Genomic DNA, 25,381 nt, shown 5'->3' with positions numbered 1-25,381 from the left:
AGCGGCTGGGCTTGCGATGGCGTCCCACGGGCGCCCGCTTCCACGACGCCGCCCATGCCCGGTGAACGGCCCGTTCAGGAACTCGGGCCGGGCCCCGAGGGCCGGGGACCGGAACGATGTCCTTGGAAGGGGGCAACCCCACACAACTGGGGCGCCGAGAGGGACGTTATCGCCTGCGACCCCCCTGACCAGCCCGGATTCGGCCCGAACGCAACCGCGCGCCCCCGCCCCACCTCACACGCCCTCGTGCCCGTCCAGGCATGCCCAAGGGCCGGTCACCCCCGTGGGTGACCGGCCCTCGCGACGCTCTACGTGCTACCGCCGGTGCACGGAGTCCGCCACCGTCACCTCGACGCGCTGGAACTCCTTCAGCTCGCTGTAGCCGGTGGTGGCCATCGCGCGGCGCAGGGCGCCGAAGAGGTTCATCGAGCCGTCGGGGGTGTGCGAGGGGCCCGTGAGGACCTCCTCGATCGTGCCGACCGTGCCGAGGTCGACCTTCTTGCCGCGCGGCAGCTCGTCGTTGACGGCCTCCATGCCCCAGTGGTGGCCCTTGCCCGGCGCGTCGGTCGCACGGGCCAGCGGGGAGCCCATCATCACCGAGTCGGCGCCGCAGGCGATCGCCTTGGGCAGGTCGCCGGACCAGCCGACCCCGCCGTCCGCGATGACGTGCACGTACCGGCCGCCGGACTCGTCCATGTAGTCACGGCGGGCGGCCGCGACATCGGCCACCGCGGTCGCCATCGGGACCTGGATGCCCAGCACGTTGCGCGTGGTGTGCGCCGCGCCGCCGCCGAAGCCGACCAGGACGCCCGCCGCGCCGGTGCGCATCAGGTGCAGGGCCGCCGTGTAGGTGGCACAGCCGCCGACGATCACCGGGACGTCGAGTTCGTAGATGAACTGCTTCAGGTTCAGCGGCTCGTGCGAACCGGAGACGTGCTCCGCCGAGACCGTCGTACCGCGGATGACGAAGATGTCCACGCCCGCGTCGACGACGGCCTTGGAGAACTGGGCCGTGCGCTGCGGGGAGAGCGCGGCCGCCGTGACCACGCCGGAGTCGCGCACCTCCTTGATGCGCGCGCCGATCAGCTCCTCCTTGATGGGGGCGGAGTAGATCTCCTGGAGGCGGCGGGTCGCCGTGTCCGCGTCGAGGTCGACGATCTCGTCGAGCAGCGGCTGCGGGTCCTCGTACCGGGTCCACAGGCCTTCGAGGTTGAGCACACCGAGGCCGCCGAGCTCGCCGATGCGGATCGCGGTGGCCGGGGAGACGACCGAGTCCATGGGGGCGGCCAGGAAGGGCAGCTCGAATCGGTAGGCGTCGATCTGCCAGGCGATCGAGACCTCCTTCGGGTCCCGCGTACGGCGGCTGGGGACGACGGCGATGTCGTCGAAGGCGTACGCCCTGCGGCCGCGCTTGCCGCGCCCGATCTCGATCTCAGTCACGTCTGTGGCCTTTCCCTGATGCGTTCAGCGTCTTCCAGTATCGCCGACGGGCACGACAAGGGCGGCCCCGGTGCGCCCGGGACCGCCCTGTACTCAGCTGTGCGCGGCTGCCGACTACTTGTTGCGGCTGTAGTTCGGCGCCTCGACCGTCATCTGGATGTCGTGCGGGTGCGACTCCTTCAGACCCGCCGACGTGATCCGCACGAAGCGGCCCTTCGTCTCCATCTCCTCGATGGTGGCGGCGCCGACGTAGCCCATGGTCTGGCGCAGACCGCCGACGAGCTGGTGCAGCACGTTGGCGAGCGGGCCGCGGTAGGGCACCTGGCCCTCGATGCCCTCGGGCACGAGCTTGTCGTCGGAGGCGACCTCGGCCTGGAAGTAGCGGTCCTTCGAGTACGACCGGCCCTGGCCGCGGGACTGCATGGCGCCCAGCGAGCCCATGCCGCGGTACGACTTGAACTGCTTGCCGTTGATGAACAGCAGCTCGCCCGGGGACTCCTCACAGCCGGCGAGGAGGCTGCCCAGCATCACCGTGTCGGCGCCGGCGGCGAGCGCCTTGCCGATGTCGCCGGAGTACTGGAGGCCGCCGTCGCCGATCAGCGGGACCCCGGCGGGACGGGCCGCGAGGGAGGCCTCGTAGATCGCGGTGACCTGCGGGACGCCGATACCGGCCACCACACGCGTGGTGCAGATCGAACCGGGGCCGATGCCTACCTTGATGCCGTCGACACCGGCGTCGATGAGCGCCTGCGCGCCGTCGCGGGTGGCGACGTTGCCGCCGATCACGTCGACGTTCACGCTGGACTTGATCTTCGCCATCCAGCTGAGGGCGTTGCTGTTGTGGCCGTGCGAGGTGTCGACGACCAGGAAGTCCACCCCGGCCTCGGCCAGGGCCTGGGCGCGCTCCAGCGCCTCGGGGCTGGCGCCGACGGCGGCACCGACGATCAGCCGGCCCTCGGAGTCCTTCGCCGCGTTCGGGTACTTCTCGGCCTTGACGAAGTCCTTGACCGTGATCAGACCCTTGAGCAGGCCCTGGTCGTCGACCAGCGGAAGCTTCTCGATCTTGTGCCTGCGCAGCAGCTCCATGGCCTCGACACCGGTGGTGCCGACCTTGCCGGTGACCAGCGGCATCGGCGTCATGACCTCGCGGACCTGACGGGTACGGTCGCTCTCGAAGGCCATGTCGCGGTTGGTCACGATGCCGAGCAGCTTGCCGGCCGGGTCGGTGACCGGGACACCGCTGATGCGGAACTTGGCGCAGAGCGCGTCCGCCTCGGCGAGCGTGGCCTCCGGGTGCACGGTGATCGGGTCGGTGACCATGCCGGACTCGGACCGCTTGACCAGGTCGACCTGGTTGACCTGGTCCTCGACGGACAGGTTGCGGTGGAGCACGCCGACGCCGCCGAGGCGCGCCATCGCGATCGCCATGCGGGACTCGGTCACCTTGTCCATCGCCGCGGACAGCAGCGGGATGTTGACCCGGACGTTGCGGGAGATTCGGGACGAGGTGTCGACCGCGTTGGGGAGCACCTCGGACGCTCCCGGCAGCAGCAGCACGTCGTCGTAGGTCAGCCCCAGGGTCGCGAATTTGGCGGGCACTCCGTCGACGTTGGCAGTCATGACACCTTCCCCAAATGGCCTTGATCGGTGCGGATGTCCATGCTAACGGGAAGTGCACCTCCCGAATTCCACGGTGGGACGCCGCTCCGGGCTTCGTATATTCGTACGGAAACATCGGCGCGCCTGTTCATACGCCGCCGAGGTATGCGTGTTTTCTACTGTTCGGCGAGAGCCCGCAGCCGGCTCAGCGCCCGGTGCTGGGCCACCCGGACCGCTCCGGGTGACATTCCCAACATCTGACCGGTCTCCTCGGCCGTGAGGCCCACCGCGATCCTCAGCAGGAGCAGCTCCCGCTGGTTCTCGGGCAGGTTGGCCAGGAGTTTCTTGGCCCATTCGGCGTCGCTGCTGAGCAGGGCGCGCTCCTCCGGGCCGAGGGAGTCGTCGGGGCGTTCCGGCATCTCGTCGGAGGGGACCGCCGTGGAGCCGGGGTGGCGCATGGCGGCCCGCTGGAGGTCGGCGACCTTGTGCGAGGCGATGGCGAACACGAACGCCTCGAAGGGTCTGCCGGTGTCCCGGTAGCGGGGCAGGGCGAGCAGGACCGCGACACAGACCTCCTGGGCGAGGTCCTCCACGAAGTGGCGCGCGTCGCCGGGCAGCCGGGAGAGCCGGGTGCGGCAGTAGCGCAGCGCCAGGGGGTGGACATGAGCCAGCAGGTCGTGCGTGGCCTGCTCGTCGCCGTCGACGGCGCGATGGACGAGCGGACCGATCGTCCCCACGGCAGTGACCGCCTCGTCGTCGCGCATCGGTCCATGGTGCACTGCGGCCGAAGCGTCCGCGGCACCGTGCTCGTCGTTGTGCACCGAAGCGTTATGAGCAGGTGCGCCGGAACTCATCCCCTGCGCCCTCCCCTTCCGCTCGACCGACTCGTCCCCGAGAGACTCCACATCTCAAGGATGCGGCATCGGCGGCGAAACGAGCAGCGGGCACTCGGCGGAGCCCGGCGCCGCCTCCGTCCACCGGCCCGGAACCAGGCGTCCCGACCCTGCCTGACCAGGGAGGTTCCCTCATGCCCCCACTCCTCTCGACCGACCGGACACCACCCGCCGGAACGACCACATCCGCCGAACGGCCCACGAACCCGACGGCAGCGCCCCCGCGCACGCCCCCATCGCAACGCCACCCCCATCGCCCCCGCCACATCCGGGCGCCCGCCCCGAACCCACCCCTCGACACGACACCCGCGAACCCCCGGCCGACGCCGGAATTCGACGCGCCGTCCCCGAGCCGCAGCCGTCGCCGGAACCCCGACACGACAGACCCGGACCAGCAGTCGCCAGAGCCCGGCAGGACACCCCGAGACCCAGCCGCCGCCAGAACCCGACACGACAGACCCGAGACCAGCCCCACCAGAACCCGACACGACAGCCCCGGACCGACCGCCACAGGACCAGGCACGACAGACCCGGACCGACCCACGCAACCAACCAGGCGGGGCAGACCCCGGACCGACCCCGCCGTAAGCGGGGCGGCGGACCAGGGGGCGACTCGTGGTTCCGTGCCCTCCCCGGTCGGACCGGCCGCGGATGGCGACGGCGGCCGATCGACACCGTTGGGTGAGCGGGGGGCAGGACAACGGTGGGGTGCACCCGTACGGACCCGTCCGCGCACGGGTGAGTGCCCCGGCACGGACTGCTCCCGGCACGCGGGAAGGCGTCCAACCGCGCGGCACGGGTGAGGCGACGGACGTCGCTCCCGCGTGAACAGAGCCGAGCCGGCGACCGACGACGACGCCGTCGGCTGCGCCCCCTGCGGGAAGTCGAGCCGGCCCCGTGCGGCGGGCGGGCAATCCGGACCCGCCCGTGCGGACAGGACCACCGGACCCGAATCGCGGAAGCCACCCCGGCCCCCGCACCGCGGGAAAGCACGCCAGACCCCGCACCGCGGAAACCGAACCAGGCCCGCACCACAGGAACCCGCACCGGCCCCGCACCGCAGAAACCCAGACCGGCCCCGCACCACGGAAACCAGACCAACCCCGCAGAACAGAGACCCGCACCGGCGCCGCACCGCAGCAAGGCACCCCGGCCCCGTGCCACCGGCAAGGGCGCCGGCCCCGCCCCGCGGCATGACCGCCGGACGGTGCTAGCGGACCAGGCCCCACCGGAAGCCCAGGGCCACCGCGTGGGCGCGGTCCGAGGCGCCGAGTTTCTTGAACAGGCGCCGGGCGTGGGTCTTGACGGTGTCCTCGGAGAGGAACAGTTCGCGGCCGATCTCCGCGTTGGAGCGGCCGTGGCTCATGCCTTCGAGGACCTGGATCTCGCGCGCGGTGAGCGTGGGCGCCGCGCCCATCTCGGCGGAACGCAGCCGGCGCGGGGCCAGTCGCCAGGTCGGGTCGGCGAGCGCCTGGGTGACGGTCGCCCGCAGCTCCGCGCGCGAGGCGTCCTTGTGCAGATAGCCGCGGGCGCCGGCGGCGACCGCGAGGGCCACGCCGTCCAGATCCTCGGCGACGGTGAGCATGATGATGCGCGCACCGGGGTCGGCGGACAGCAGCCGCCGTACGGTCTCGACGCCGCCCAGTCCGGGCATGCGCACGTCCATCAGAATGAGGTCCGAGCGGTCGGCGCCCCAGCGGCGGAGGACTTCCTCGCCGTTGGCCGCCGTCGTCACGCGCTCGACGCCGGGCACGGTCGCGACCGCGCGGCGGAGCGCCTCTCGGGCAAGCGGGGAGTCGTCGCAGACGAGGACGGAAGTCATGGCCGCCCTCCGCAGCTGATGCGCGTCACCTTGTGCCTCCAGGCTGGTGGGAAATCGTCACCTGTGCGGTCGACCGTCTCGGACGCCTGCCCGAGCGTTTGTGTTTTCAACCGCCTCGCACTCTCAACGATGGTCACTCGAAAGAGTTACGGGGCCGCGTGCAGTCTTCGGCACTCTACGTGAGGGCGCGGACACGGTGGAGGCTGCCGCGCTGACCCTCAAGCTTTCATCACAACCCATGCCCCATTCAGCCCTATTTCTTCCCTTTAGCTGGTGTCTGAGGCTAGATTCGCAATGAGTCATATTTTCATCTCCTTAGATCGTAGTTGTACGGTCGTGGGCACCGTATCCGCTCAGAACGGCTACAAGGGGTCACACAATGGCAGATTTCTCCCGCCTTCCCGGACCGAACGCGGACCTGTGGGACTGGCAGCTCCTGGCTGCCTGCCGCGGGGTGGACAGTTCGCTCTTCTTCCATCCGGAGGGTGAGCGCGGGGCGGCTCGGAGCGCTCGAGAGAACTCGGCCAAGGAGGTCTGCATGAGGTGCCCGGTCCGCGCGCAGTGCGCCGCGCACGCGCTCGCCGTACGTGAGCCGTACGGCGTGTGGGGCGGGTTGACCGAGGACGAGCGCGAGGAGCTGATGGGCCGGGCGCGCAACCGCCTGGTGTCGGCGTCGACGGGCGCGAGGGACGCGTCGTCGGACACGTGAAGGATTACTGAAGGAACGTTTCTGCACACAACGGCGGGCACAACGGCGGGCAGTCCTGCGTGCCCGCCGTTCTCATGCGCTCCGCGGCCTCACATGGCCCGCCGCCCGTTCCAGCCGCTCCAGCGTCGCCGCCACCGCCGGCACCTGGGCCAGGTCGGGCAGCGTGAGCGCGACGATCTCCCGCCGCACCGCCGGCTCCAGGGTGACCGCGCGCGCTCCCCGGGGCCGTACGGACTCGATCGCGAGCTGGGGCAGGACGGCCACCCCGAGACCGGCGCCGACGAGGCCGACCACCGCCGGATAGTCGTCGGTCGCGAAGTCGATGCGGGGGGTGAAGCCCGCGCGCTCGCACACCTGCACCAGCTGGCCCCGGCAGCGCGGGCAGCCCGCGATCCACGGTTCGGCGGCGAGTTCGCCGATGGCGACGGCCCGCGTGTGCGCCAGCCGGTGCCCCTCCGGTACGAGGGCGACGAGGCGGTCCGTCAGCAGCGGCCGTACGACCAGGTCGTCCCACTCCTCGGCCTGCCCCTCGGCCGCCCCCGCCCCCACGCCCGGCACGCGCGCGTAGCGGAACGCGAGGGCGATGTCGCAGTCGCCGGCCCGCAGCGCGTCGACCGACTCGGGCGGTTCGGCCTCCTCCAGGGAGACCCGGGTGCCGGGATGGTCGGCGCGCAGGGCGGCGAGGGCGGTGGGGACCAGCGTGGAGCTGCCGCTGGGGAAGGAGACCAGCCGGACCCGGCCGGCGCGCAGCCCGGCGATCGCGGCGACCTCCTCCTCGGCGGCGGTGAGGCCGGAGAGGATCCCGGCCGCGTGCCGTACGAGGGCCTCGCCCGCCTGGGTCAGCCGCATCTCCCGGCCGCTGCGGATCAGCAGGGGGGTGCCCACGGAGGCTTCCAGCGCCTTCATCTGCTGGCTGACGGCCGGCTGGGTGCAGCCCAGCTCGCGCCCGGCCGCCGAGAAGGAGCCGGTGGCGGCGACGGCGCGCAGGACGCGGAGATGACGGGCCTCGATCATCTTTCGAGCATAAGCGCATCTTGGGTACCGAGTCGAAAAATGCGTGGCCCCTTTGAGGTTCGGTGACCTACCGTGGTGGCCATGAGGCTTCTCTCCGTCAACGTGGGCCGGGCGCGCACCGTCCCGTACACCGATCACCCGCAGAAGCTGACGGGCATCGACAAGCGGCCGGTCGAGGGGCCGGTGCAGATCTCCGCCCCGGGCCCGAAGGGCGTCGCCGGCAGCGGACTGGCCGGGGACGACGTCTGCTCCCTGATCCACCACGGCGGGAACGACCAGGCGGTGTACGCGGTCGCGCGCGAGGACCTCGACGACTGGGAGCCCGAGCTGGGGCGCCCGCTGCCGGCCGGTGCGTTCGGCGAGAACCTCACCACCAGCGGCCTCGACGTCTCCGGGGCGCGGATCGGCGAGCGCTGGCGGATCGGCCCGGACGTGGTGCTGGAGGTGACCTCCGGACGGATCCCCTGCCGCACCTTCCAGGGCCACATGGGCGAGGCGAAGTGGGTCAGACGGTTCACGGAGAAGGCGGCGACCGGCGCGTATCTGCGGGTGATCGAGCCGGGCGAGGTCCGCGCGGGGGACGCGATCGAGATCGTCCACGTGCCGGAGCACGAGGTGACGGCCCGGATGCAGTTCCAGGCCGTGACCACCCGTCGTGACCTGCTGCCCCGGCTGCTCGCGGCGGGCGAGGCGCTGCATCCGGAGGCCCTGGCGCGGGCCCGGAAGTACGTGGCGGAGCACGGCGGCTGAGCGGCGGTCACGGCTGCGGTCACGGCTGCGGCGCGCACCGGTCCTTCACGTTCGGGAGGCCGCGTGCAGAGAGCGGACCCGCACAGTCCGGGTCACTACGCTTCTGCCATGACAACGGCTCTCATCACGGGTTCGACCGCGGGCATCGGCGCCGCGTTCGCCCGCAGACTGGCGGCGGACGGGCATGACCTCGTCCTCGTCGCCCGGGACACCAAGCGGCTGCGCGAGCAGGCGACCGAGTTGCACGACCGGCACGGCATCGAGGCGGAGGTGCTGGTCGCCGACCTCGCCACCGACGCGGGCATCGAGGCGGTGGCCGCCCGGCTCGGCGACCGCAAGAACCCGGTCGACCTGCTGATCAACAACGCGGGCTTCGGCAACAAGGGCCGCTATCTCGACGTACCGATGGCCGACGAGCTGAAGATGCTCAAGGTGCACTGCGAGGCGGTGCTGCGGCTGACGTCGGCGGCGGTGGCCTCGATGCGGGAGCGCGGGCGCGGCGGTGTGGTGAACGTGGCCTCGGTGGCGGCGTTCCTGCCGCGCGGGACGTACGGGGCGTCGAAGGCGTGGGTCGTGCAGTTCACGCAGGGCGCGGCGAAGGATCTGACCGGCAGCGGCGTACGGCTGATGGCCCTGTGCCCGGGTTTCGTGCGCACGGAGTTCCACGAGCGGGCCGGGATGGGCACGGACAACATCCCGGGCTGGATGTGGCTGGACGCGGACAAGCTGGTCGCGGCCGCGCTGGACGATCTGGCGCGCGGGAAGTCGCTGTCGATCCCCGACCCGCGCTACAAGACGCTGATGGGTCTGGTGAAGGTGACGCCGCGTGCGCTGCTGGGCGGGATCAGTTCCCGGACCGGGCGGAAGTACGGGCCTCGGTGACCGGCGTCCCGGTACGCAGGTGACGTCGGCGCTCCGGTGGGAAAATGGGCTTGTCAGAAGACCGGACCCAGGGGGACCGGAGGCGGCGTCATGACATTCGTGCAGCTCATCGACTGCAGGACCAGTCGGTTCGACGAGATGGACCGGCTGATGGACACATGGGTCGAACAGACCAGGGGGAAGCGGACGGCGACGCACGCGGTGGTGGGCAAGGACCGCTCGGACGCGTCGCACTTCATCGAGATCGTGGAGTTCCCCTCGTACGAGGAGGCGATGCGGAACTCGAACCTGCCGGAGACCGACAAGATCTTCCGCGAGCTGGTGGCCCTGTGCGACGAGATGCCGACGTTCACGGATCTGGACGTCGTACGGGACGAGAAGCTGTACGCGGCGACCGCGCGGCGGATGTTCGAGACGATCGGCACCCGGGGTGAACTGCCTCCGCTCGACGGTCTGATCGCCCAGGACTACCACGACCACGACCCGGCCAACGAGCAGGACACCATGGGGATGGACGCGCTGCGGCGCGAGGTCTCCATGTGGCGGGCGGGCTTCGACTTCGCCTTCGAGCTGGAGGACCAGATCGCGCAGGACGACCGGGTGTGCAACCGGTGGACCTGGCGCGGCACCCACAAGGGCGACTTCATGGGCCTCGCGGCCACCGGAAAGCAGGTCACCATGACCGGGACGACCGTCTTCCGCTTCGACGGGAACGGAAAGATCTGCGAGGCCTGGTGGCAGTACGACCGGCTGGGGCTGATGGCCCAACTGGGCGCCCTGGACGCACTGGAGGGCTGACTCCGGCCGCCACCCGAACCACCATCCGCCCGCGAAGGGGGAAGCCCCCGTTCCGCACCGGAACGGGGGCTTCTTCGCGCAGGGGCGGCGTGCCTCAGTGCGAGTGGCCGTGGTGGCCGCCCGCGGCGGCCGGCTCTTCCTCTTCCTTCTTCTCGACGACCAGGGTCTCGGTCGTCAGCAGGAGGGAGGCGATGGAGGCGGCGTTCTCCAGGGCGGAGCGGGTGACCTTGACCGGGTCGATGACGCCGGCCTTGACCAGGTCGCCGTACTCGCCGGTGGCGGCGTTGAAGCCCTGGCCCTTCTCGAGCTCGGCGACCTTGGAGGTGATGACGTAGCCCTCCAGGCCGGCGTTCTCGGCGATCCAGCGCAGCGGCTCGACGGCGGCCTTGCGGACCACGGAGACACCGGTGGCCTCGTCGCCGGTCTTGTCGAGGTTGCCCTCGAGGACCTTGACGGCGTGGACCAGCGCGGAGCCACCACCGGAGACGATGCCCTCCTCGACCGCGGCGCGGGTCGCGGAGATGGCGTCCTCCAGACGGTGCTTCTTCTCCTTCAGCTCCACCTCGGTGGCGGCGCCGACCTTGATCACGCACACGCCGCCGGCCAGCTTCGCGAGGCGCTCCTGGAGCTTCTCGCGGTCCCAGTCGGAGTCGGTGTTCTCGATCTCGGCCTTGATCTGCGCGACGCGGCCGTGCACGTCGGCGGAGTCGCCGGCGCCGTCGACGATCGTCGTGTCGTCCTTGGTGATGGTGACGCGGCGGGCGGAACCGAGGACGTCGACGCCGACCTGGTCGAGCTTGAGGCCGACCTCCTCGGAGATGACGGTGGCACCGGTGAGGGTGGCCATGTCCTGGAGCATCGCCTTGCGGCGGTCACCGAAGCCGGGGGCCTTGACCGCGACCGCGTTGAAGGTGCCGCGGATCTTGTTCACGACCAGGGTCGACAGGGCCTCGCCCTCGACGTCCTCGGCGATGATCAGCAGCGGCTTGGAGGAGTTGGTCTGGATGACCTTCTCCAGCAGCGGCAGCAGGTCGGCGATGGAACCGATCTTGCCCTGGTTGATGAGGATGTAGGGGTCCTCCAGGACCGCCTCCATGCGCTCCTGGTCCGTCACGAAGTACGGCGACAGGTAGCCCTTGTCGAAGGCCATGCCCTCGGTGAAGTCCAGCTCCAGACCGAAGGTGTTGGACTCCTCGACGGTGATGACACCGTCCTTGCCGACCTTGTCCATCGCCTCGGCGATGAGCTCGCCGACCTGCTGGTCCTGGGCGGACAGCGCGGCGACGGCGGCGATGTCCGCCTTGTCGTCGATCGGGCGCGCGGTGGCGAGCAGCTCGTCGGAGACGGCCTTGACCGCGGCGTCGATGCCCTTCTTCAGGGCGGCCGGGGAGGCACCGGCGGCGACGTTCTTCAGGCCCTCGCGGACGAGCGCCTGGGCCAGCACGGTGGCGGTGGTGGTGCCGTCACCCGCGATGTCGTTGGTCTTGGTCGCCACCTCCTTCACGAGCTGGGCGCCGAGGTTCTCGTACGGGTCGTCGATCTCCACCTCACGGGCGATGGTGACGCCGTCGTTGGTGATGGTCGGGGCGCCGAACTTCTTGTCGATGACGACGTTGCGGCCCTTGGGACCGATCGTCACCTTGACCGTGTCGGCCAGCTTGTTGACGCCGCGCTCGAGGGCGCGACGGGCGTCCTCGTCGAACTTCAGGATCTTCGCCATGACAGCGGCAGCCCTCTCGGAAATCTGTGGGCGGAAAACGTGGGGTGAAAAGGCACTGCGCCCCGGGCGCCCGGCTTCTTATGTGGTGGCGGGAGCCAGGGGCGCAGCATCAAGCATCGAAATGCTCGGGTGAAGAACTACTTCTCGATGATCGCGAGGACGTCGCGAGCCGAGAGGACGAGGTACTCCTCGCCGTTGTACTTCACCTCGGTGCCGCCGTACTTGCTGTACAGGACGACGTCGCCGACCTTGACGTCGAGCGGCAGGCGCTCGCCGTTCTCGAAGCGACCCGGGCCCACGGCGAGGACGGCGCCCTCCTGGGGCTTCTCCTTCGCGGTGTCCGGGATGACCAGGCCGGAGGCCGTGGTCTGCTCGGCGTCGAGCGGCTGGACCACAATGCGGTCCTCAAGCGGCTTGATGGCAACCTTGGAGCTGGCGGTCGTCACGATCCGACCTCCCCCTTCGGAGATCTCACGGGGTTAACTGTCTGAGGTGGCGACCAGGTGGATCCGTCGTCGCGGGTGCCGGACCTGCCCGTCGCGTTGTTGGCACTCTCCAGTGGGGAGTGCCAGAGCCGAGACTATGACCGCGATTAGCACTCGGTCAAGCGGACTGCTAATCCCCGTGGCGCGTCGGCCGTTTTCCGGGCCCCGGAACGCCTACAGGTAGTCCTCCAGCTTCCCCACCGTCAGGCCCCGCTCCCGCACCACCCGCAGCAGTGCCGTCGTCCGTTCGCGCAGGCTCGGGCCGGTGGACTCGTCCGGGTCCAGGGCGACGATGTCGCCGGGGCGCAGACCGGGGGCGCCGTGCGGGTAGGTGAGCCCGGCGGGGCCCATCGCGGCGCGCCAGAGGACGACGGCCGTGATGCCGCAGTCGGCGGCGGCGCGCAGGGTGGTGGTGTCGTACGTGCCGTAGGGCGGGCGGAACAGGCGGGGGCGCAGGCCGAAGCGGGCGTGGAGTTTCTCCTGCTGGCCGCAGATCTCGGCGCGCTGGCCGGCGTACGGCAGACCGCGCAGGGCCGCGTGGTCGAGGGTGTGGTTCTCCAGGGTCGCGCCGACCGAGCGCAGCCGGGCGAAGTGGCCGTAGCCGGGTCCGACCACGCTGTCGGTGAGGAACACGCTGACGGGGAGGCGGAGTTCGCGGACCAGGTCGATGAAGCGGGGGTCGCGTTCGGCGCCGTCGTCGTAGGTGAGGAAGACGACCTTGTCGTGGGTGGGAACACGGTCGACGACCGGCGGGAGGGGCTCCTGGCCGGAGCGGCCGGAGCCGGCGGCGCGGCCGGGACCGCCCGGGCTGCCGGGACCGCCCGAACCGTGGGAGAGGGGGCGCACCCGCTGGGCCGCCTTCTTGCCCAGGCGTTCGATCGGGTCGACGGACTGGGCGCAGCCGGTCAGCGCCGTCACCGCCAGCGCCAGCAGTACGGCGATCAGCCCCCGCGTCCTCACAGGTAGTCCTCCAGGCGTGCCACCGCGTATCCCTGTGCCGTGACCTTGTTCAGGAACCGGCGGACCATGTCGGGCATGGTGCCCTTCCACTCGCCCCGGCCGCGGAAGTGGCTCAGGACGATGTCGCCGGGGTGGAGGTCGCGGTCCCACTCGCGGTACTCCCAGTGGTCGACGAAGACCTCCTCGTCCCAGAGTGGGGCGTACCTCACCCCGCAGGACTTCGCGGCGACCAGCGTGTCGCGGTTGTAGTTGCCGTAGGGCGGCCGGAAGAGGACCGGGCGCCTGCCGTAGCGCTCGCCGAGCACCGTCTGCATGCCGCAGATCTCGTGCTTCTGCCGCCGGTAGGACAGGCCGGGCAGATAGGGGTGGTGGAGGGTGTGGTTGTTCAGGGTCACCCCGGCGGCCTGCATCTTCTTGAAGTACGGGTAGTCGTCGCTGATGAGGTAGTCGCTGAGGAAGGCGGTGTACGGGATCCTCAGCTCGCTCATCATCCGCAGGAACCGCGGGTCCTTCTCGGCGCCGTCGTCGATGGTGAGGAAGACGACCTTGTCCCGGGTGGGGACCGAGGTGAAGACGGGCGGGAGGCCGAGTTCCTCGTGGTCGCGCACCTCGAAGCCGTCCCGGGTGGTGATCCGGGGCTTCTTCGCGGGCGGGGGCGGCGGGGTGAGCGGGACCTGCTTCAGGCCCCAGCGCCGGGCCGCGGCGATCCGGGCCGCCTGCGCGGCGCGCAGCCGCTCCGCGTACGAGTGCAGCGCCCGGACCGGGGGCGCGGCCTCGCCGGCCTGCTGGCCGGGGGCCGGGTCGCTGCCCTCGGGGTCGCCGCCCTCCGCGCAGCCCGCCACGATCGCGGTGAGAACGAGCAGCGCGATGCCGCCGCGCAGCCTGACCCGAGAGGCGCCATTTTTATCGTTTTGTACGACATCTCCCATGGCGCCGGATCTTCCCAGCCACGCCCCCGTACCCCGCCCCGACACCGCCACCGAGGCCCCACGGTCCCCCGACCGGCCCACACGAGGACCGCCGGCCGGACAGGATCACCGGCCGGCGCCGCCCCGGCCTCTCCCCTGACGGACAATGGCCCCGTGACCGACCTGACCCCCCTCCTCACCCCCGAAGGCCTCGCTCTGCTCGACGCCGTGCGGGGGACCGCCCCCGCCGACGAACTCGCCGTCGCCACGCGGCTGCGCCGTGAGCATCCCGCCGAGCTGGTGTCGGCGGCGCTCGGGCAGGCGCGGCTGCGGCAGCGGGCGGTGGCGAAGTTCGGGGCCGAGGACGCCGGGCGGATGTTCTTCACGCCCAACGGGGTGGAGCAGTCGACGCGGGCGAGTGTGGCCGCGTACCGCGCCGGACGCCTGCAGGAGCTCGGCGTGACCTCGGTGGCCGACCTGTGCTGCGGGATCGGCGGTGACGCGATCGCGCTGGCCCGGGCGGGCATCCGGGTACTCGCCGTGGACCGCGATCCGCTCACGGCCGCGGCGGCCCGGGCCAACGCCGAGGCGCTCGGACTCGCCGGACTGGTCGACGTACGGGAGGCGGATGTCACCGAGGTGGACACGAGCGGCTACGACGCCGTGTTCGTGGACCCCGCGCGGCGGGGCGGACGCGGGAGGATCTTCGACCCCGAGGCGTACTCGCCGCCCCTGTCCTGGGCGGTCGGCGCCGCCCTCGCCGCGCCCCGGGCGGCGCTGAAGATCGCGCCCGGAGTGCCGCACGAGGCGGTGCCGCCTCAGGCCGAGGCCGAGTGGATCTCGGACGGCGGGGACGTGAAGGAGGCGGTGCTGTGGTTCGGCACCGAGCCCGGGGCCGTGCGGGCCACGCTGCTGCCGGGCCCGCGGACCCTGCTCGGCACCGGTCTGCCGAACCCGGCCGTACGGCCCCTCGGCCGCTATCTCTACGAACCCGACGGCGCCGTCATCCGGGCCCATCTGGTCGCGGAGGTGGCCGAGGAGCTCGACGGCGGACTGGTCGACGAGACCATCGCGTACGTCACCGCTGACGCACTGCGCCCGACCCCGTACGCCACCGCCTATGAGATCACCGATCAACTGCCCTTCAACGTCAAGAGGTTGAAGGCTCTGCTGCGGGAGCGGGAGGTCGGGATCCTGACCGTGAAGAAGCGCGGCTCGGCCGTGGAGCCGGAGGAGCTGCGCCGGAAGGTGCTGCCGAAGGGACACGGGCCGCACGCGGTGACCGTGTTCCTCACCCGGGTGGCGGGCGCCCCGACGATGCTGCTCGGAGCGCCCGCCGCCCGGGATCCGGCCACTACTGCCGGTGGACGGTCTTGAGCAGGTCCATCGTGGGGTCGGCGCCGGTCGGGCCCGTGCGCTCCAGCGTGGCCTCCTGGCCGTCGTTGGTGCGCAGCGCGAACGTCGTCGCACGGGTGGCCGTCGGGATGACGCCGTTGTAGTACGGGCGGTAGTCGAACCAGCTGCTGCCCGCGCTGATCGAGGCGCCCACGGTGTCGACCGCCGCGGTGGTGACCGCGCCGGTGTTGCCGAAGGCCGCGGTGAAGTTGGTGCTCGCGGACTCGCGCAGCAGATAGCTCTTGACCTCGGTGGACAGGGCCGGGCGGCCGGTCCACAGCAGCGGTCCGAACACGTTCATCGCGGCGGCCGCGGAGACACCGTCCCGCCACTGGCCGGAGTAGGCGAGCGAGGTCTGGCCGGGCGCGCTCCACCAGAACTTGGCGATGTTGACCGAGATCGCCGCGTCCGTGCTGCCCGAGATCGGGTAGTAGTAGTACGTCGACGGCCAGCGGGAGAAGCTCGTGTGGGTGAGCGCGTACTTCGCGGCCGAACCGACCGGGATGACCATGGTCTTCGCGGGGTTCAGGCTGTTGAGGTACGACTTCACCGACGAGGTCAGCTTGTTGCCGTTGGTGAGGACCACGCTGCCCGCACTCGCGCTGCCGTCGGCGCTCGCCGCGGCGGCCGCGGACAGGGCCGCCCGGTACTCGGTGCCGCCGGCCAGGAAGACGTACTTCGGGGCGGTGGTGACGGCCTTCGCCACGGCGACCGAGGTCGCGTAACGGTCGGCGCCGGACAGACGCTTGGGGACGTAGCCGAGCGACGTGAGCTGGGTGGCGACGGTACCGCTCAGGACGGACGTGCCGCCGACGAGGTACACGGTCTTCCCCGGCTTCAGGGACCGCTTCAGCTCCTTCTTCACCGCCGACGACAGCCCCGTCTTCGGGGTCAGCAGCACCGGGCCCTGCTTCTTGCCGGCCAGGGCGGGCGCGGTGACGGAGTACGCCGCGTCGTCCCGGTTGACGAGCACCGCGGACTTGGCGTTCATCAGGCCGGGAACGCTCTCGCCGAGGGTGTTCCAGGTCCAGCGGGAGGCGGCGATGTTGGTGGCGTAGGCGTCCGAGCCCCAGACCCGGCCGACGCCGTTCTTGCGCAGCGGCTGCCAGCTCGGGTTGTTGACGGAGCTGCTGCGCGAGGCGTCGGTGACGGGGGTCAGCTCGCCGGTGGTCACATCGACGTACGCGAGGGTGTGCACGTCGTCGCTGTTCGGCGAGGTGTGGACGTCGAGGACGATCCGCTTGCCGGTGGGCGACCAGGACGGGTTGGCGTACCGGTTCGGGCCGGTGGTGAGCTGCTTGACCTCGGTGCCGTCGGCCTGCGCGAGGAAGACCTGCGGGTTGCCGTCGGTGTCCTTGCGGACGAACGCCAGCCTGGTGCCGTCCGGTGAGAAGGCGGGCTGCTCGGCGTCGGTGAGGACCCGCTTGACGGTCTGCGCGGTGCCGTCGAAGACGTACACGCCGGGGGTGCTGGTGCAGCTCGCGGTGCGGCGCTCGAAGGCGAGCAGGCCGCCCACGCTCACCGTCGGCTCGCTGTCGCAGACCGAGGACGGTTCCTGGGTCGCGGTCAGCAACGGGCGGGGCGCCCACGAGCCGTCGGAGGGGCCGTAGACGATCTGGCCGCCGGTCGAGAAGACCACGTAGCGGCCGGCCCACCAGAAGGCCAGGTCCTCGTACACGGCACTGGAGCGCACGTCCTGCGCCCAGGGCAGGGTGATCTTCCCGCTGCCGTTGGGGCGCACGCTGGAGACCTGGCTCCAGGAGGAGATCACCCGGCTGCCGTCCGGGGCCCAGGTGGCGTAGTTGTCGACGTTGGGGATGGAGCTGCCCGAGCCGGTGGCCGGGTCGATCAGCAGTCCGCCGTCGTTGAGGATCCGTCCCTCAATGCCGGGCCAGGGGCCCGCGTCGTCGGCGGCGGCACCCGGCGCGGTCGCCAGGGTGCCCACGGCGGCGAGCGCGGCCGCGGTGGCGAGCGCCGCGGCACGGCGGCGCGTGAACATTCTCAAGTTGTCGTCCCCCCAGGGATCACACGTCACAGCCGCGTCACAGCGGCTCGCACACTTTAGACGTCAACCGGACCACATAGGAACGGAGTTACGCATCGCACGTGGCCGCCCGGGCCCGCAGCAGCTCCCGCTCGCGTTCGTTGCGCGCCAGGGACGCCGCCCGCTCGAACTCGGCCCGCGCCTCCGCCGTACGCCCGAGGCGCAGCAGCAGGTCGCCGCGGACGCTGGGCAGCAGGTGGTAGCCGTTCAGGGCGGGCCCGGCGGCGAGGGTGTCCACGATCTCCAGGGCGGGGCCCGGTCCGTCGGCCATGGAGACGGCGACCGCGCGGTTGAGTTCGACGACCGGGGACGGGACGCGGGCGGCCAGCAGGGCGTAGAGGGTGGCGATGGCGGTCCAGTCGGTGTCCTCGTAGGTGGGGGCGTGGGCGTGGCAGGCGGCGATGGCGGCCTGGAGGGCGTACGGGCCCGGGGCGCCGCCAAGGGCACCCGCGCGGTCCAGGGCGGTGATGCCCCGGGCGATCAGCATGCGGTTCCAGCGGCGCCGGTTCTGGTCCTTGAGGAGGACGGGTGTGCCGTCGGGGGCGGTGCGGGCGGCGGTGCGGGCGGCCTGGAACTCCAGCAGGGAGACCAGGCCGTGCACCTCGGGCTCCTTGGGCATCAGCGCGGCGAGCTGCCGGGCCAGGCGCAGCGCGTCCTCGCACAGCGCCGGGCGCAGCCAGTCGTCGCCCGCGGTGGCCGCGTAGCCCTCGTTGAAGATCAGGTAGATGACGTCGAGGACCGAGCCGAGCCGGGCCTCGCGGTCGGGGCCGTACGGCACCTCGAAGGCGACGTTCTTCGTGGCGAGGGTCCGCTTGGCGCGCACGACGCGCTGGGCGACCGTGGGCTCGGGGACCAGGTGGGCGCGGGCGATCTCGGCCGTGGTCAGACCGCCGAGCAGGCGCAGGGTGAGGGCGGTGCGGGCCTCGGGGGACAGCACCGGGTGGCAGGTGGTGAAGACGAGCCGGAGCAGGTCGTCGTCGATGGCGTCCGGGTCCTGCGGTTCCTGCGGCGGGGGTGTGTCCTCCAGGGTGCGGCCGATCTCCTGGAGTTTGCGGGCGTAGTTCTCCCGGCGGCGGACCAGGTCGACGGCGCGGTGGCGGGCGGCGGCGGTGAGCCAGGCGCCGGGCCGGTCCGGGACGCCGTCCCGGGGCCACTGCTCCAGTGCGGCGACCAGGGCGTCCTGCGCCAGTTCCTCGGCGATGCCGACGTCCCGGACGACCCGGGTGACGGCGGCGACGACCCGGGGGAACTCCAGGCGGAAGACGGTCTCGATGGCGGTCCGGGGCTCGGTGGTGGGCTGTGGTTCCACAGCCCACCATCGAACACCCTGCCCGCGGGGTCCGCACAGCGGACGGGCTCAGCCCTCGGCGATCTCCCGCACCTCACAGGTGACGGTCCAGAACTCCTCGTGCACCTTCAGGAACCGGGTGGCCCACTCGATGGCCTCGGCGCGGTCCTTGCACTGCATGATCGCGTACCCGCCGACGACCTCCTTGGCCTCGGTGAACGGCCCGTCGGTGACGGAGATCCGCCCACCCTCCCAGTGCACCCGGGTGCCCTGCGCGGACGGCAGCAGCCCGGCGGTGTCGAGCATGACGCCGGCCTTGGTGACCTCCTCGATCAGCTCGCCCATCCGCTGCATCAGCTCGGGGCTGGGGCCCTCGGCGGGGGCGGAGTTCTCGTCGATCTTCACGAGCGACAGGTAACGGGGCATGGTGACTCCTCGTGTCTCACGGCGACCGGTTCCTTCCCGGCCTCTCACCCCTGCGTCGAACGGGAACCGACCGGATCGACACCCTTCCCGGACTTTTTTTATCTCAGCGACTTCCACAGCTTGCTCGCCGCCGGTTCCTCGGCGACCACGCGGTTGGGGTCGGAGGGGGCGGTGACCACCGGCATGGTGATCGTCTTGACCTTGTCGGCCGTGAGGCCCTTCAGGCTCCGGCCGAGTTCCGTCAGTTCGGAGAGGGAGTTCAGGCCGGTGTCGGTGGTGAGGCTGCCGGTGATCGCGTCGGCGACCTCGTAGAGCTCGGTGGGGCTGGTCAGCAGGTCGGTCGAGGCGATCTGCTCCAGCAGGGCCTTGACCAGCTTCTGCTGGAGCTTGATCCGGCCGAGGTCGCTGCCGTCGCCTATGCCGTGCCGGGTGCGGGCGAGGGCGAGGGCCTGCTTGCCGCCCAGGTGGTGGGTGCCGGCCGCGAGGTGCAGGTGGCTGTCGTCGTCGTCGATGTCCTCGTCGGTGGTGACGGTGACCCCGCCGAGCGCGTTCACCAGCTTGGCGAAGCCGGAGAAGTCGACCTCGATGTAGTGGTCCATCCGGACGTTCGTGATCGACTCGACGGTCTTCACCGCGCAGACCGGGCCGCCCAGCGCGTAGGCGGTGTTGAACATCACGCCGTACGCCACCGCCGACGTACCGCCCGAGGACAGCGGGCAGGACGGGCGGGTGACGAGGGTGTCGCGCGGGATGCTGACCACGGTCGCGCCGGTGCGGCCGGCGTCGATGTGGACGACCATCGCCGTGTCGGAGCGGGCCCCGGAGCTGTCGCCGCCGCCCAGCTCCTGGTTCTCCTTGCCGCTGCGCGAGTCCGAGCCCAGGACGAGGATGTTCACCGCCTCGGTGGGCAGCGGGGAGGCGGACGCCGAGGCGGACGCGGTCGGGGTGGTGACCGACTTCGCCGGGCGGTTGTCGCCGAGCGCCTGGTCGATGTCGACGCTTCTGATGTTGTCGTTGAGGTGCCAGTAGGCCCAGCCCGCCGTCCCGATGCCCAGCACCAGGGCGGCGGCCAGGGTGAGGCCGGCGGCCCTCAGCACTGTGGACCGCCGGCCCGTTCTTCTGCCGTCTTCGCCGTGCTCCTCGTGTCGCGTCACGGGGAGGAAGGTAGGTGCGGATTATTAGCGGACTGTTAGGACGGCGGGCCCGACCGGGATTTCTCGTGAAAATCTCACGATTCTCAGCCCGGCATCACCGGCGATCAGCCCAGGGTCACCGTCGGCACGGGATTGCTCCCGCTCCAGCTCGCGTTGAACCCGAAGCTCACCGAACCCCCGTCCGGCACGGTCCCGTTGTACGAGGCGTTCACGCAGGACACGGCCGCCCCCGACTGGGTGCAGGTGGCGTTCCAGGCCTGGGTGATCTGCTGCCCGGCGCCGTACGTCCAGGTCACCTTCCAGGACGACAGCGAGGCGCCCGAACAGGAGACCGTCACGTTCCCGGTGAACCCGGTGTTCCACTGACTGCCCACGCTGTACGACGCCGTGCACGCGCCGGTCGGCGGGGGCGTGCTCGTCCCGCCGAGCGCCTCCGCGATGCCGTAGTACGCCGGTTTCGGCGCGTAGTTCGCGTCGTACGGCGTCGCCGCGCCCTGCCCCGGGAAGGTGCTCTCCACCCAGGAGTCGGAGTCGGTGAAGCCCCAGACCGTGAGGTTCACACAGCGCGCGACCGCCACGCAGGTGGCGGTGACCGCCTTGTAGTCGGCCTTCTGCTGGGCGAGTTTGGTGCTGTCCGAGGGCAGGGTCATCCGGATGTCCAGCTCGGTGATCGCCACGTCCACGCCGAGGTCGGCGAAGCGCTGGATGTTCTGCTGGAGGGTGGACGGGACCTGTCCGAGGATGAGGTGGGCCTGGAGCCCGACCCCGTCGATCGGGACGCCCCGGTCCTTCAGCGACTTGACCAGGTTGTACAGGGCGGTCGACTTCGCGTTGACGCCCTCCACGTTGTAGTCGTTGATGTAGAGCTTCGCGGCCGGATCGGCGGCCCGCGCCCAGGTCAGCGCGTTCGCGATGTAGTCGGCGCCGAGGCCGTTGTACCAGAGGGTCGAGCGGTAGGTGCCGTCCTCGTTGAAAGGTTCGTTGACGACGTCCCAGGCGGCGAGCTTGCCCTGGTAGCGGCCGACCTCGGTGTTGATGTGGTTCTGCAGGAGGGTGCTCAGCTGGGCGGAGGTCCAGCTGCCGTTCGTCAGCCAGCTCGGGTTCTGGCTGTGCCAGACCAGGGTGTGGCCGCGCACCTGCTGGTTGTGCGCCTGGGCGAAGGCCACGATCTGGTCGGCCTCGGTCCAGTTGAAGGAGCCCTGGGTCGGCTCCACCGACCCCCACTTCATGGCGTTGCCGGGGGTCAGCGAGGAGAACTGCGCCCCGGCGATGTCGCCGTAGGTGCCGGTCAGCTTGGAGCCGGTGACCGCCGTGCCGATGACCTTGCCCTTGGCGGTGCCGAGGTCGCGCAGGGGCGTGTCGGCGGCCTGGGCGGCCGGGGCGGCGAGCAGCAGCGCGAAGCCCGCCGCGAGCGATGTCACGAGGGAGGTCAGGGACAGGCCTGTTCTCAGAGATCTCATGCGGGTGCCTCCGAAAGTTTCGGCCGTGCAACCGATTGACTTCGGAGGAGTGTGGAGGCGCCCACCACACCCGTCAATACGTCAACTTCCGGCCAGGGGCGGCGCCGCGGTGCTCGTGCGCACCACCAGACTGGTCGCCAGCTCCACCCGGGTCGCGGCCGGCGTCTCCTGCGCCGTGGACCGCCCCAGCTCCAGCACCAGCCGGGCGGCCGCCTCCGCCATCTCGGTCAGCGGCTGCCGTACGGTCGTCAGCGGCGGCCCCACCCAGCGCGCCACCGGCAGATCGTCGAAGCCGACCACGCTGACGTCCTCCGGGATCCGCAGCCCCAGCTCACGGGCGGCCTCGTAGACGCCGAGGGCCTGGAGGTCGTTGCCGGCGAAGACGGCGGTGGGCCGGTCGGGGCGGTCGAGGAGCTCACGGCCGAGCCGGTAGCCGGTCTCGTGGTGGAAGTCGCCGGTCTTGATCAGCGCCGGCTCGACCGGCAGCCCGGCGGTCTCCAGGGCGGCCCGGTAGCCGTCGATCCGGGCCCGGCTGCACATCATCTGCGGGGGCCCGCTGATCGCCCCGATCCGCCGGTGCCCCAGCTCCACCAGATGGCGGGTGGCGGCCAGGCCGCCCTGCCAGTTGGTGGCCCCGATCGACGGCACGTCCGCCCCCGGGTCGCCGGCCGGGTCCATCACCACGAACGGGATGGTGCGGCTCGTCAGCAGCGCCCGCTGGGACTCGTCGAGGCCGGACAGCACCAGCACCACCCCGTGCGGGCGGCGGGCGGCGACCTGGTCGGCCCAGGTCCGCCCGGGGGTGAGCCGGCCGGCGCTCTCGCTCAGCACCACGCTCAGCCCGGCGTCGCGCGCCACGTTCTCCACCCCCCGGATGACCTCCATCGCCCACGCGCTCTCCAGCTCGTGGAAGACCAGGTCGATCAGGGGCGAACGGGTCGCCTCGGCCCGCCGTCGCCGGTAGCCGTGGGCGCGCAGCAGCTCCTCGACACGGGTGCGGGTCGCGGGGGCGACGTCGGCACGGCCGTTGAGGACCTTCGAAACAGTCGGGGCCGAGACACCGGCCTCGCGGGCGATCTCCGCGAGCGTGGCGGTCTGCGGCCGCGTTTCAGCGGGCTCGGAGCGTGTCATGGCGGCGATCGTATCCCCGCGCGGCCTCTTGACTAACCCCTCTCAGCGCCATAGGTTCCCGGAACATTCGAAGTGTGTTACGAAACATTCGAATCCTTCGGGACAGGATCCCCCGGGACAGGAGTTTCATGACCACCGCCCCCTGGCGTGACCGCGCGCTGCCCGCCACCGCCCGAGTCGACGACCTGCTCTCCCGGATGACCCTGGAGGAGAGGACCGCCCAGCTGTACGGCGTGTGGGTCGGCGCCGCGACGGACGGCGGGGGAGTCGCCCCGCACCAGCACGACATGACCGCCGACTACGACTGGGACGACCTGATCACCCGGGGGCTCGGCCAGCTCACCCGCCCCTTCGGCACCGCCCCCGTCGACCCGTCGACCGGCGCCCGCGCCCTGGCCGCCGCCCAGCGCGGGATCGCCGCGGCGGGCCGCTTCGGCATTCCGGCCCTCGCCCACGAGGAGTGCCTGGCCGGGTTCACCGCCTGGCGGGCCACCGCCTACCCGGTCCCGCTGGCCTGGGGCGCCGCCTTCGACCCGCCGCTGGTCGAGGAGATGGGCCGGGCGATCGGCCGCGATCTGCGCGCGGTCGGCGTCCACCAGGGCCTGGCACCCGTCCTGGACGTGGTCCGCGACCCGCGCTGGGGACGGGTCGAGGAGACGATCGGCGAGGACCCCTACCTGGTCGCCACGGTCGGCACGGCGTATGTCCGCGGCCTGGAGTCCGCCGGGGTCGTCGCCACCCTCAAGCACTTCGCCGGGTACGCCTCCTCCGCCGGCGCCCGCAATCTGGCCCCGGTACGGGCCGGCACCCGCGAGTTCGCGGACGTCACCCTCCCCCCGTTCGAGATGGCGCTCCGCGAGGGCGGCGCCCGCTCCGTGATGGCCGCCTACACCGAGCGCGACGGCGTCCCCGCCTCCGCCGACCCCGAGCTGCTGACCCGGCTGCTGCGCGAGGAGTGGGGGTTCACCGGCACGGTCGTCGCCGACTACTTCGGCATCGGCTTCCTCCAGACCCTGCACCGGGTCGCGGGCACCCCCGCCGAGACGGCGCGCCTCGCGCTGGAGGCCGGCATCGATGTCGAGCTGCCCACGGTGAAGCACTACGGCGAGGCGCTGGTCGCGGCGGTCCGGGCGGGCGAGATCCCCGAGGAACTGGTCGACCGGGCGGCCCGCCGGGTCCTGCTCCAGAAGTGCGAACTGGGCCTGCTGGACGAGGACTGGCAGCCGGAACACCCGGAGTCCGTGGACCTCGACCCGGCCCCGAACCGTGCGCTGGCCCGCCGGCTCGCGGAGGAGTCGGTGGTCCTGCTGGACAACCCCGCCGGACTGCTCCCCCTCGCCCCCGACACCAGGATCGCGGTGGTCGGCCCGCGGGCGGCGGACGCCCTGGCGATGCTCGGCTGCTACTCCTTCCCCTCCCATGTGCTCCCCCACCACCCCGGGGTGGAGACCGGCATCGAGATCCCCACCCTGCTGGAGTCCCTGCGCACCGAACTCCCGGACGCCAAGGTGACGTTCACCGAGGGCTGCCCGGTCTCCGACCCCGACCCCTCCGGCTTCACCGAGGCCATCGCGCGCGCCTCCGAGGCGGACGTGTGCGTGGCGGTGCTCGGCGACCGGGCGGGCCTCTTCGGCCGGGGCACCTCCGGCGAGGGCTGCGACGTGGCCGACCTGACCCTGCCCGGCGTCCAGGGCGACCTGCTGGACGCACTGGTCGCGACGGGCGTCCCCGTCGTCCTGGTCCTGCTCACCGGCCGCCCCTACGCGCTCGGCCGCTGGCACGGGCGGCTCGGCGCGGTCGTCCAGGCCTTCTTCCCGGGGGAGGAGGGCGGCCCGGCGGTGGCCGGCGTGCTGTCGGGCCGCCTCAACCCCTCCGGCCGCCTCCCGGTCAGTGTGCCGCGCGTGCCCGGCGGCCAGCCCTGGACCTACCTCCAGCCGCCGCTGGGCCTGGCGGGCGAGGTGAGCAGCCTGGACCCGACCCCGCTGTACGCCTTCGGTCACGGCCGCTCGTACACCTCCTTCGCCTGGGAGGACTTCACCGGCGGCGGCCCGCAGGCGCCGGCGGCGGAGATCGGCACGGACGGCGCGTACGACCTGTCCGTCACCGTCCGCAACACCGGCCCCCGGCCGGGCACCGAGGTCGTCCAGCTGTATCTGCACGACCCGGTGGCGAGCGTGACCCGCCCCGACGTCCGGCTGATCGGCTACCAGCGGCTCGACCTCGCCGACGGCGAGTCCGCCCGGGTCACCTTCCGCTTCCACACCGACCTGTCCGCCTTCACCGACCGCGCGGGACGCCGGGTCGTCGAACCGGGCGAGCTGGAGCTGCGGCTGGGCACCTCCAGCGCGCTGGTGCGGGAGACGGCCCGGCTGCGGCTGACGGGCCCGGTGCGCGAGGTGGGGGCGGACCGGCGGCTCAGGTGCGGGACGGAAGTCGTACGAAACTGAGGTGCCCCCGGTGGGTGCCCATGTGTCAGAATCCGCCGACCTCCTGCATTCAGGCG

At 71.6% G+C, this 25,381-nt stretch carries 21 protein-coding genes; 6 read left to right on the top strand and 15 right to left on the bottom strand.

From position 1 onward, the window contains the following. Positions 1 to 315: 315 nt before the first annotated feature. The 4 genes from ACYQ8Q_RS28180 to ACYQ8Q_RS28165 all read right to left on the bottom strand — a co-directional run bounded on the left by ACYQ8Q_RS28180 (position 316) and on the right by ACYQ8Q_RS28165 (position 5,754). A complete protein-coding gene (locus ACYQ8Q_RS28180; protein WP_398684473.1) occupies positions 316 to 1,440 on the bottom strand; it encodes a GuaB3 family IMP dehydrogenase-related protein in 1,125 nt (374 codons plus the stop codon). A gap of 114 nt (positions 1,441 to 1,554) precedes the next feature. Beyond that, positions 1,555 to 3,060 carry an IMP dehydrogenase gene (gene guaB / locus ACYQ8Q_RS28175; protein ID WP_460068647.1) on the bottom strand — a complete coding sequence of 502 codons (1,506 nt, stop codon included), beginning with the start codon at positions 3,058 to 3,060 and terminating at the stop codon, positions 1,555 to 1,557. A gap of 155 nt (positions 3,061 to 3,215) precedes the next feature. Beyond that, positions 3,216 to 3,803 (bottom strand): sigma-70 family RNA polymerase sigma factor, encoded by a 588-nt coding sequence (locus ACYQ8Q_RS28170; protein ID WP_359287472.1) that lies wholly within the window; start codon positions 3,801 to 3,803, stop codon positions 3,216 to 3,218. 1,339 nt (positions 3,804 to 5,142) lie between these two features. Beyond that, complete coding sequence (locus ACYQ8Q_RS28165) at positions 5,143 to 5,754, bottom strand: response regulator transcription factor (RefSeq protein ID WP_003948568.1); 612 nt, start codon at positions 5,752 to 5,754, stop codon at positions 5,143 to 5,145. Between the two features lie 379 nt (positions 5,755 to 6,133). Between ACYQ8Q_RS28165 and ACYQ8Q_RS28160 the strand changes: the two genes are divergently transcribed. Beyond that, entirely contained in the window at positions 6,134 to 6,463 is a 330-nt protein-coding gene (locus ACYQ8Q_RS28160) for a WhiB family transcriptional regulator (protein ID WP_055638477.1), read from the top strand. A 72-nt stretch (positions 6,464 to 6,535) separates the two neighbouring features. Here the strand turns inward: ACYQ8Q_RS28160 and ACYQ8Q_RS28155 are convergent, their stop codons facing one another. Further along, positions 6,536 to 7,477 carry a LysR family transcriptional regulator gene (locus ACYQ8Q_RS28155; protein ID WP_460068646.1) on the bottom strand — a complete coding sequence of 314 codons (942 nt, stop codon included), beginning with the start codon at positions 7,475 to 7,477 and terminating at the stop codon, positions 6,536 to 6,538. An 81-nt stretch (positions 7,478 to 7,558) separates the two neighbouring features. Here ACYQ8Q_RS28155 and ACYQ8Q_RS28150 point away from each other — a divergent pair, with 81 nt between their 5' ends. From ACYQ8Q_RS28150 to ACYQ8Q_RS28140, 3 genes are all read left to right on the top strand, one after another. Next, positions 7,559 to 8,227 (top strand): MOSC domain-containing protein, encoded by a 669-nt coding sequence (locus ACYQ8Q_RS28150; protein ID WP_460068645.1) that lies wholly within the window; start codon positions 7,559 to 7,561, stop codon positions 8,225 to 8,227. A 108-nt stretch (positions 8,228 to 8,335) separates the two neighbouring features. Beyond that, on the top strand, positions 8,336 to 9,109 hold the full coding sequence (locus tag ACYQ8Q_RS28145) for an SDR family NAD(P)-dependent oxidoreductase (protein ID WP_460068644.1): 774 nt from the start codon (positions 8,336 to 8,338) through the stop codon (positions 9,107 to 9,109). 90 nt (positions 9,110 to 9,199) lie between these two features. Further along, entirely contained in the window at positions 9,200 to 9,907 is a 708-nt protein-coding gene (locus ACYQ8Q_RS28140; protein WP_460068643.1) for an ester cyclase, read from the top strand. Between the two features lie 94 nt (positions 9,908 to 10,001). Here the strand turns inward: ACYQ8Q_RS28140 and groL are convergent, their stop codons facing one another. The 4 genes from groL to ACYQ8Q_RS28120 form a co-directional block, all read right to left on the bottom strand. Continuing rightward, positions 10,002 to 11,627 carry a chaperonin GroEL gene (gene groL, locus ACYQ8Q_RS28135; protein WP_460068642.1) on the bottom strand — a complete coding sequence of 542 codons (1,626 nt, stop codon included), beginning with the start codon at positions 11,625 to 11,627 and terminating at the stop codon, positions 10,002 to 10,004. Between the two features lie 137 nt (positions 11,628 to 11,764). Beyond that, complete coding sequence (groES, locus tag ACYQ8Q_RS28130) at positions 11,765 to 12,073, bottom strand: co-chaperone GroES (RefSeq protein ID WP_039652762.1); 309 nt, start codon at positions 12,071 to 12,073, stop codon at positions 11,765 to 11,767. A gap of 213 nt (positions 12,074 to 12,286) precedes the next feature. Continuing rightward, on the bottom strand, positions 12,287 to 13,072 hold the full coding sequence (locus ACYQ8Q_RS28125; RefSeq protein ID WP_460068641.1) for a polysaccharide deacetylase family protein: 786 nt from the start codon (positions 13,070 to 13,072) through the stop codon (positions 12,287 to 12,289). After that, a complete protein-coding gene (locus ACYQ8Q_RS28120) occupies positions 13,069 to 14,001 on the bottom strand; it encodes a polysaccharide deacetylase family protein (protein ID WP_460068639.1) in 933 nt (310 codons plus the stop codon). The genes ACYQ8Q_RS28125 and ACYQ8Q_RS28120 overlap by 4 nt, the downstream gene beginning before the upstream one ends. Positions 14,002 to 14,154: 153 nt before the next feature. Here ACYQ8Q_RS28120 and ACYQ8Q_RS28115 point away from each other — a divergent pair, with 153 nt between their 5' ends. Beyond that, entirely contained in the window at positions 14,155 to 15,357 is a 1,203-nt protein-coding gene (locus ACYQ8Q_RS28115; protein ID WP_460068638.1) for a THUMP-like domain-containing protein, read from the top strand. Here ACYQ8Q_RS28115 and ACYQ8Q_RS28110 read toward each other — a convergent pair. The 6 genes from ACYQ8Q_RS28110 to ACYQ8Q_RS28085 all read right to left on the bottom strand — a co-directional run bounded on the left by ACYQ8Q_RS28110 (position 15,335) and on the right by ACYQ8Q_RS28085 (position 22,878). Continuing rightward, entirely contained in the window at positions 15,335 to 17,374 is a 2,040-nt protein-coding gene (locus tag ACYQ8Q_RS28110; protein ID WP_460068636.1) for a cell wall-binding repeat-containing protein, read from the bottom strand. The two genes, ACYQ8Q_RS28115 and ACYQ8Q_RS28110, sit on opposite strands and share 23 nt — an antisense overlap. A gap of 94 nt (positions 17,375 to 17,468) precedes the next feature. Beyond that, positions 17,469 to 18,728 carry an RNA polymerase sigma factor gene (locus tag ACYQ8Q_RS28105; RefSeq protein ID WP_460068635.1) on the bottom strand — a complete coding sequence of 420 codons (1,260 nt, stop codon included), beginning with the start codon at positions 18,726 to 18,728 and terminating at the stop codon, positions 17,469 to 17,471. A 48-nt stretch (positions 18,729 to 18,776) separates the two neighbouring features. Next, positions 18,777 to 19,133, bottom strand: a complete 357-nt coding sequence (locus tag ACYQ8Q_RS28100) for a YciI family protein (protein ID WP_358990745.1) — start codon at positions 19,131 to 19,133, stop codon at positions 18,777 to 18,779. Between the two features lie 98 nt (positions 19,134 to 19,231). Continuing rightward, positions 19,232 to 20,287, bottom strand: coding sequence for an LCP family protein (locus ACYQ8Q_RS28095; RefSeq protein WP_460068633.1), 1,056 nt, complete (start codon positions 20,285 to 20,287; stop codon positions 19,232 to 19,234). Between the two features lie 104 nt (positions 20,288 to 20,391). Continuing rightward, complete coding sequence (locus ACYQ8Q_RS28090; RefSeq protein WP_460068631.1) at positions 20,392 to 21,747, bottom strand: endo-1,4-beta-xylanase; 1,356 nt, start codon at positions 21,745 to 21,747, stop codon at positions 20,392 to 20,394. A gap of 81 nt (positions 21,748 to 21,828) precedes the next feature. Beyond that, entirely contained in the window at positions 21,829 to 22,878 is a 1,050-nt protein-coding gene (locus ACYQ8Q_RS28085) for a LacI family DNA-binding transcriptional regulator (protein WP_460068630.1), read from the bottom strand. A gap of 128 nt (positions 22,879 to 23,006) precedes the next feature. Between ACYQ8Q_RS28085 and ACYQ8Q_RS28080 the strand changes: the two genes are divergently transcribed. Next, the gene (locus ACYQ8Q_RS28080; RefSeq protein ID WP_460068629.1) at positions 23,007 to 25,325 is read left to right on the top strand and encodes a beta-xylosidase/alpha-l-arabinosidase; all 2,319 of its coding nucleotides are present in this window, start codon (positions 23,007 to 23,009) and stop codon (positions 25,323 to 25,325) included. The last annotated feature ends 56 nt before the right edge of the window (positions 25,326 to 25,381 follow it).

Source organism: Streptomyces sp. YKOK-I1, from assembly GCF_054660435.1.
Note: the sequence above shows the minus strand (reverse complement) of the source record. Positions and strands in the feature narration are given on the sequence as shown.

Bases quoted from the DNA above. Each gene is read 5' to 3' on its own strand.
- groL (WP_460068642.1), bottom strand. From the start codon at position 11,627: ATGGCGAAGATCCTGAAGTTCGACGAGGACGCCCGTCGCGCCCTCGAG.
- ACYQ8Q_RS28160 (WP_055638477.1), top strand. From the start codon at position 6,134: ATGGCAGATTTCTCCCGCCTTCCCGGACCGAACGCGGACCTGTGGGAC.
- ACYQ8Q_RS28090 (WP_460068631.1), bottom strand. From the start codon at position 21,747: ATGAGATCTCTGAGAACAGGCCTGTCCCTGACCTCCCTCGTGACATCG.
- guaB (WP_460068647.1), bottom strand. From the start codon at position 3,060: ATGACTGCCAACGTCGACGGAGTGCCCGCCAAATTCGCGACCCTGGGG.
- ACYQ8Q_RS28110 (WP_460068636.1), bottom strand. From the start codon at position 17,374: ATGTTCACGCGCCGCCGTGCCGCGGCGCTCGCCACCGCGGCCGCGCTC.
- ACYQ8Q_RS28085 (WP_460068630.1), bottom strand. From the start codon at position 22,878: ATGACACGCTCCGAGCCCGCTGAAACGCGGCCGCAGACCGCCACGCTC.
- ACYQ8Q_RS28120 (WP_460068639.1), bottom strand. From the start codon at position 14,001: ATGGGAGATGTCGTACAAAACGATAAAAATGGCGCCTCTCGGGTCAGG.
- ACYQ8Q_RS28080 (WP_460068629.1), top strand. From the start codon at position 23,007: ATGACCACCGCCCCCTGGCGTGACCGCGCGCTGCCCGCCACCGCCCGA.
- ACYQ8Q_RS28170 (WP_359287472.1), bottom strand. From the start codon at position 3,803: ATGCGCGACGACGAGGCGGTCACTGCCGTGGGGACGATCGGTCCGCTC.
- ACYQ8Q_RS28100 (WP_358990745.1), bottom strand. From the start codon at position 19,133: ATGCCCCGTTACCTGTCGCTCGTGAAGATCGACGAGAACTCCGCCCCC.
- ACYQ8Q_RS28165 (WP_003948568.1), bottom strand. From the start codon at position 5,754: ATGACTTCCGTCCTCGTCTGCGACGACTCCCCGCTTGCCCGAGAGGCG.
- ACYQ8Q_RS28145 (WP_460068644.1), top strand. From the start codon at position 8,336: ATGACAACGGCTCTCATCACGGGTTCGACCGCGGGCATCGGCGCCGCG.
- ACYQ8Q_RS28150 (WP_460068645.1), top strand. From the start codon at position 7,559: ATGAGGCTTCTCTCCGTCAACGTGGGCCGGGCGCGCACCGTCCCGTAC.
- ACYQ8Q_RS28155 (WP_460068646.1), bottom strand. From the start codon at position 7,477: ATGATCGAGGCCCGTCATCTCCGCGTCCTGCGCGCCGTCGCCGCCACC.
- ACYQ8Q_RS28140 (WP_460068643.1), top strand. From the start codon at position 9,200: ATGACATTCGTGCAGCTCATCGACTGCAGGACCAGTCGGTTCGACGAG.